The following is a 6,387-nucleotide window of genomic DNA, read 5'->3' as shown; positions in this document are numbered from 1 at the left end:
ATTTCAAATTTCACTCTGCAAAATTGTCTTTAAATATTTGATTTTTAACTTTAAAATTGATATAATAAAGTGAATGGGAGTGTTTTGGTTTCGACAAATTAAAAAGTCTATAATTAGCAAGTAGAGGTCATTCTCTTAAAAAAATACTTAAAATAATTGGAAACAATAATTACGCTTTAGCTGCTTAGTTCAGCTAACATCATTATTTGAAGTGTCATTATTCAATTAATGATGTCATATTTTAATGACTTATCTAATATTATTTCTATATGTATTAGAGAAATTAAATAGGATCGCATTTAAGATTTTGTTTATTTATCACTTAAATGTTAAAAAAATAAATAAACTAAACTTGTAGAATTTTATAGGTGCTTTTTCTTTTGGACACGAGTTCGATTCTCGTCACTTCCACCATTTTTTATTTAAAAGGTGATATGAAATGAAAGAAGGGATATATGAAACAATTCAGTCTCTTAAAGATTTTTATAGTAGAAAAATTAGAATTAAATTAATACTTTATTCTATATTAACAGGTATATTAACAGGAGCTATAGTTTCATCATACACATATCTATTAAAAGTAGCAACTTTAGCTAGAAATGAAATGATAAAAAATTCAAATAATATTTTTTCATTTGTAGGAATAATATTCTTATTTATATTGATTGCTTGTTTTATACAATTCACAATTAATAAATATCCTCTAATCTCAGGAAGTGGAATACCACAGGTAATGGGAATAGTACAAAATAAGTTTAAGTTTAATTGGTTCCCAGAACTAGTTACTAAGTTTATTTCAGGATTATTAGCTATATTTATTGGATTTTCTATGGGAAGAGAAGGACCGTCTATTCATTTGGGAGCTTTAGTTGGTGATGCTATTAATAAGGTAACTAAAAGAACTGAAGTTCAAAGAAAATACCTTATAACTTGTGGATCAAGTGCTGGTCTTGCAGCTGCATTTAATGCACCTCTTGCAGGAGCTATATTTGCTGTTGAAGAATTACATAAATTTTTCTCTCCAGTCTTGCTAATATGTATAATGATGGGAACTTTATTTTCAAATGTTGTTTCTAAAATGATTTTAGGAACTGGATTATCATTTGAAAAATTTACTTTTGTTTCACCAATAGTTTATGATTTTAAAAGTATATTATTACATTTATTTTTAATATTTTTAATTTCAATAATAATGGTATTAGGTGCTTTAGCATTTAATTATTACATAATAAAATTCAAAAATGTATATAAAAAGATAAAACTTTCAAATTATACAAAATTTTCTATTGTAGCTATAATTTCTTTACTAGTTGTTATATTCTTACCAGAGGTAACTGGTGGAGGTCATGAATTAGTAGAAAAATTATTTGATAGTAATATGACAATTAAATTTTTACTTTTATTACTTGTAGCTAAATTCTTTTTCTTGATGCTTTGTTATGCAACAGGAACTCCTGGAGGTATATTTTTACCTTTACTTGTAATAGGAGCTTTAATAGGGAAAATATTTGGATCAGTTTTAGTAAATAATTTTGGATTTTCAGAAAGTTATGGTACTTTATTTGTTTTAATAGCAATGACATCATATTTTACAGCTGTAGTTAGATCACCAATAACAGGTATAGTCCTTATACTTGAAATGAGTGGAAATTTTACAAATTTATTCTCATTAACGATGGCATCAACGATAACATATTTGATCTCTGAACTTCTAAAACAAGAATCAGTTTATGAAATTCTATATCAAAAGATGATAGGAAATGAAGAAGATTTAATATCTAGTAAAATGGTAACATTTACAATACCAGTTACAGCAGATTCGCGTTTATCGAATAAAAAAGTAAAAGATATTAAATGGCCTAAAAATCTATTAATAGTAGGGATTAGAAGGCAAAATGAAGAATTTATTCCTAATGGAGAAACTATGGTATTAGATTCTGATATATTGATATTTTTAACTGATGAAAATACAGCTAAGATACATCAAGAAAAAATTTCAGAATTAGGACTTGAAACATATTTAAATTAAAATTAGATAGATAAGATGTGTTGCTATTGTAATACATCTTTTTATTATTTTAAGAATAAAGTTGCAATATTTGTGTAAATGTTATAAACTATAATATATATATATATAAAAATAAAGAAATAGGTGGAAAATTGGAAAATTTAATATTAATGACGGATTCATATAAGTCATCGCATTTTTTACAATATCCTGAAAATACTGTTTATATGCATGATTATATAGAAAGCCGTGGTGGATTATACGGATATACTAAATTTTTTGGGTTACAATATTATTTAAAAGAATATTTAACTAAAAGAATTACAAAAGAAATGATAGAAGAAGCAGATGAAATTTTAAAACTTCACGGATTACCTTTTAATAGAGAAGGTTGGGAATATATAGTAAGAGAATTAGATGGTAAATTACCTTTAAGAATAAGAGCTGTTCCTGAAGGAGCAGTAATTAAAAATCATAATGTTTTGGTGACTGTTGAATCAACAGATACTAAGGTGGCTTGGATTGTTGGATGGTTTGAAACTTTATTACTAAAAATATGGTATCCTATAACAGTTTCAACTTTTTCTTTTAAAGTTAAACAAATTATATCATATTTTTTAAGAGAAACTTCTGATAATTATGAGGAAGAACTACCTTTTAAATTCCATGATTTTGGATATAGGGGTGTTTCAAGTGAGGAAAGTGCCGGAATTGGAGGACTTGCCCATTTAACTAATTTTAAAGGAACAGATAATTTAAAATCTATAATATTTGGTAGAAAATACTATAACTCAGATATGGCAGGGTATAGTATACCAGCATCAGAACATTCAACAATGACATCTTGGACAATGAATGGTGAAGTTGATGCTTATAGAAATATGTTACATAAATTCCCTAAGGGACTTGTATCTATAGTAAGTGATAGTTATAACTATTTTCATGCAGTAAATAGCATATTTTCTAATATTTTGAAAGAAGAAATACTAGAAAGAGATGGAAACTTAGTTATAAGACCAGATAGTGGAGATGCCATTACTAATGTACTTTATACTTTAAAAGTTACTGAAGAAAAATTTGGATATACATTAAATTCTAAAGGTTATAAGGTAATAAATAAAATAAGAATATTACAAGGTGATGGTATATATGAAGATACTATTTGGGATATTTTAAAATCAATGAAGGAAAATGGTTATTCTGCTGAAAATATAGCTTTAGGTTGTGGTGGTGCATTACTTCAAGGTAATAAGCATTCTAGTATAAATAGAGACACTCATAAATTTGCTATGAAATGTAGTTGTGTTAAAGTTAATAATAAATTAATAGATGTATATAAAGATCCTATAACTGATAAGGGTAAAGTAAGTAAAAAAGGAAGATTAGATTTAATTAGAGATGAATCAGGGAATATATTAACAGTAAATATTTCTAATTTAAAAGAAAATGAGTATCATAAAGATAGTATACTTAATTTAGTTTATGAAAATGGTGAAATATTAAAAGAATATACTCTTGATGAAGTAAGAGAAAATGAAAATTTATTTCCTATTCCTAAAATAGAAAGAGATTAACTCCTACAAGGAGTTAATTTTAATATTGACCTATATCTTAAATGATTGTATAATTAATATATAGTAAATAAAATAGAGGAGGAACAATGAAAACATTGATTTTTGGACATAAAAATCCAGATACAGATGCAATATGTTCTGCAATTGCATATTCAGAATTAAAAAATAAATTAGGTAGTGATAGTGAAAGTAGAAGATTAGGTAATTTAAATGAAGAAACAAAATATGTTTTAAACTATTTTGGAGTGGAAGCACCTGAATTAATAGAAAATATTTCAGGATGTAATGTAATACTTGTTGATCATAATGAAAGAACCCAAACAGCTGATGGTTTTGAGGAATCAAAAGTATTAGAAGTTATAGATCATCATAGAGTTTCTAATTTTAATGTAGGAGATCCATTAAAAATGAGACTTGAGCCAGTAGGATGTACTTCAACTATAGTATTAGATTTATATAAAGAAAATGGTTTATTACCAAGCAAAAAAATTGCTGGACTTATGCTAAGTGCGATAATTTCGGATACATTATTATTTAAATCACCAACTTGTACTGAATTTGATATAAAAGCAGGTAAAGAATTAGCAAATATAGCAGAAGTTGATTTAGAACAATATGGTTTAGAAATGTTAAAAGCAGGGACTAATCTTGGATCTAAGAGTGAAAATGAATTACTTAATATGGATATGAAAATATTTGAAGTAGATGATATTAGAATGGCAGTAGCACAAGTGAATACTGTAAATGAATCTGAAATATTAGAAAGAAAAGAAAAGTTAATGATAGAAATGGAAAATTTAAGATCAAAAGAAGGTCTAAATTTTGTTATATTTATTATAACTAATATATTAACTAATGACTCACTTGGAATAGTTTTAGGGGATAATTTAGAAGTAGTATCAAAAGCATTTAATGAAGAAATAAAAAATGATTTAATAGTATTAAAAGGTGTAGTTTCAAGAAAAAAACAAGTTATACCACCTTTAACAAACTCTATAAAAAATAGATAAATATGGGGTGTTATTATGAGTTATATAGAACTTGAGAATGTTGTTAAAAAATTTAAAGTATTTAATAATAAAATTATTGCAAATAATAATATATCTTTTTCACTTGAAAAGGGTGAATTTGTTGTTATTTTAGGTACTTCAGGTGCGGGTAAATCAACTTTATTAAATATTTTAGGTGGAATGGAAAAACCAGATAGCGGGAATATATTTATAGATGGTAAAAATATTGCTAAATTTAATAATAAAGAACTTACTGATTATAGAAGATTTGATGTAGGCTTTATATTTCAATTTTATAATCTCCTACCTAATTTAACTGCACTTGAAAATGTAGAACTTGCAACAGATATAGCTAATAATACTGTGGATAGTTATGAAATACTTAGAGAATTAGGTTTATATGAAAGAGCTAACAATTTCCCTTCACAACTTTCAGGTGGAGAACAACAAAGAGTATCTATTGCAAGAGCAATAGCAAAGATGCCTAAAATATTACTTTGTGATGAACCAACAGGAGCATTAGATTATAAGACAGGGATACAAGTTTTAAAATTACTAAAAAAATTATCTAAAGATAAGAATATAACCGTAATAATAGTAACTCATAATAGTGCTATATCTGAAATAGCTGATAAAATTATACATATTCATGATGCTAAAATAAAGAATATTGATATAAATACTAGCCCTAAAAATGTAGAAGAATTAGAATGGTAATGGAGGGGATAATGTATAAAATTTTAAGTTTAGACGGCGGAGGATTAAAAGGATTATATACAATTAAAATGCTATCTAAAATAGAAAAAGAATTTAATATTAATTTATATGAATATTTTGATTTAGTTATTGGAACAAGTACAGGATCTATTATAGCAACTCTTATAGCACTTGGTAAAAATGCTGATGAAATACTAGACTTATATATGGAATGGTATAAAAAAATCTTTAATACGACTAGTGATAAACTAAGACAAAAAGGTCTTTTTTCTGAAATATACAGTTCAAAAAATTTATATGATGTTGTAGATGAATATTTAAAAGATTATGATTATGAAGATTTGAAAACTGAACTTATAATACCTAGTGTAGATTATTCTAATTCTAGTATTAATATTATTAAGAGTACAGAAGAAATAAAAAAAGAAAATAGATTTAGTTTGGTTGATGCAATAGTTGCATCATCATCAGCTTCAGGATTTTTTAATCCTCATATAGTTAATGATAATATGTATATAGATGGTTCTATATATTGTAATAATCCTAGCTTAATTGGATTTTCTGAAGCTTTTAAAAAGGGGATTAAATTTAATGATATAAAAGTACTATCTATAGGTACAGGATATACAAATAAAAAAAATGAAATAGAAAATGTGTCTAATAAAAGTATGAAAAAAATATTTGGATCTAATTTTTTATTAAATACGGTTCTTAATTCAGTATTTAAAAGTTCTGATAATGATTTTGGTCTTATTTCTATGGGATTTTCTTTAGTAGATGTTACAATGAGAACTAGTGTAGAATCAACAGACTATATATTAAAAAATATATGTAATGAAAATCAATATGTAAGAATTAATGATTATTCTAAAAATTTAAAGTTAGATAAGATACCTAAAGAGTTATTAAATTCTTTAGAAGAAAATTATTTAAAAAACCATAAAGATAAATTAGAAATATTCTTTAAAGAAAAGACAAAGAAGAGTTGGTTTAAAAATAAGATACTTAGAATTTCAGAAATATTAAATAATTATGCAAATAAATAAAGAAGACCTTTTAGAACATATACCAAAAAACT

The 6,387-nt window shown here is 25.2% G+C and carries 5 protein-coding genes and 1 other RNA gene; all 6 read left to right on the top strand.

The genetic code is table 11. The features are described 5' to 3' along the window. The first annotated feature begins 75 nt into the window (after window positions 1-75). The 6 genes from ssrA to AYC59_RS06965 all read left to right on the top strand — a co-directional run bounded on the left by ssrA (window position 76) and on the right by AYC59_RS06965 (window position 6,355). Window positions 76-414, top strand: a transfer-messenger RNA (tmRNA) gene (gene ssrA / locus AYC59_RS06990). A gap of 25 nt (window positions 415-439) precedes the next feature. Further along, a complete protein-coding gene (locus AYC59_RS06985) occupies window positions 440-2,029 on the top strand; it encodes a ClC family H(+)/Cl(-) exchange transporter (RefSeq protein WP_066896849.1) in 1,590 nt (529 codons plus the stop codon). Between the two features lie 131 nt (window positions 2,030-2,160). Continuing rightward, window positions 2,161-3,582, top strand: a complete 1,422-nt coding sequence (locus AYC59_RS06980) for a nicotinate phosphoribosyltransferase (RefSeq protein ID WP_082752744.1) — start codon at window positions 2,161-2,163, stop codon at window positions 3,580-3,582. 86 nt (window positions 3,583-3,668) lie between these two features. Next, window positions 3,669-4,592: a manganese-dependent inorganic pyrophosphatase gene (locus AYC59_RS06975; RefSeq protein WP_066896847.1), complete on the top strand. Its 924-nt coding sequence runs from the start codon at window positions 3,669-3,671 to the stop codon at window positions 4,590-4,592. Window positions 4,593-4,607: 15 nt separating this feature from the next. After that, a complete protein-coding gene (locus AYC59_RS06970) occupies window positions 4,608-5,309 on the top strand; it encodes an ABC transporter ATP-binding protein (RefSeq protein ID WP_066896845.1) in 702 nt (233 codons plus the stop codon). Between the two features lie 11 nt (window positions 5,310-5,320). Next, window positions 5,321-6,355 (top strand): patatin-like phospholipase family protein, encoded by a 1,035-nt coding sequence (locus AYC59_RS06965; RefSeq protein ID WP_066896843.1) that lies wholly within the window; start codon window positions 5,321-5,323, stop codon window positions 6,353-6,355. Window positions 6,356-6,387 lie beyond the last annotated feature (32 nt).

Source organism: Pseudostreptobacillus hongkongensis, assembly GCF_001559795.1.
Classification (GTDB): domain Bacteria; phylum Fusobacteriota; class Fusobacteriia; order Fusobacteriales; family Leptotrichiaceae; genus Pseudostreptobacillus; species Pseudostreptobacillus hongkongensis.
This window is presented reverse-complemented; position numbering and strand designations above follow the sequence as displayed.

Excerpts from the sequence above, each read along its gene's own strand:
- AYC59_RS06985 (WP_066896849.1), top strand. The coding sequence starts at position 440 with ATGAAAGAAGGGATATATGAAACAATTCAGTCTCTTAAAGATTTTTAT.
- AYC59_RS06975 (WP_066896847.1), top strand. The coding sequence starts at position 3,669 with ATGAAAACATTGATTTTTGGACATAAAAATCCAGATACAGATGCAATA.
- AYC59_RS06970 (WP_066896845.1), top strand. The coding sequence starts at position 4,608 with ATGAGTTATATAGAACTTGAGAATGTTGTTAAAAAATTTAAAGTATTT.
- AYC59_RS06965 (WP_066896843.1), top strand. The coding sequence starts at position 5,321 with ATGTATAAAATTTTAAGTTTAGACGGCGGAGGATTAAAAGGATTATAT.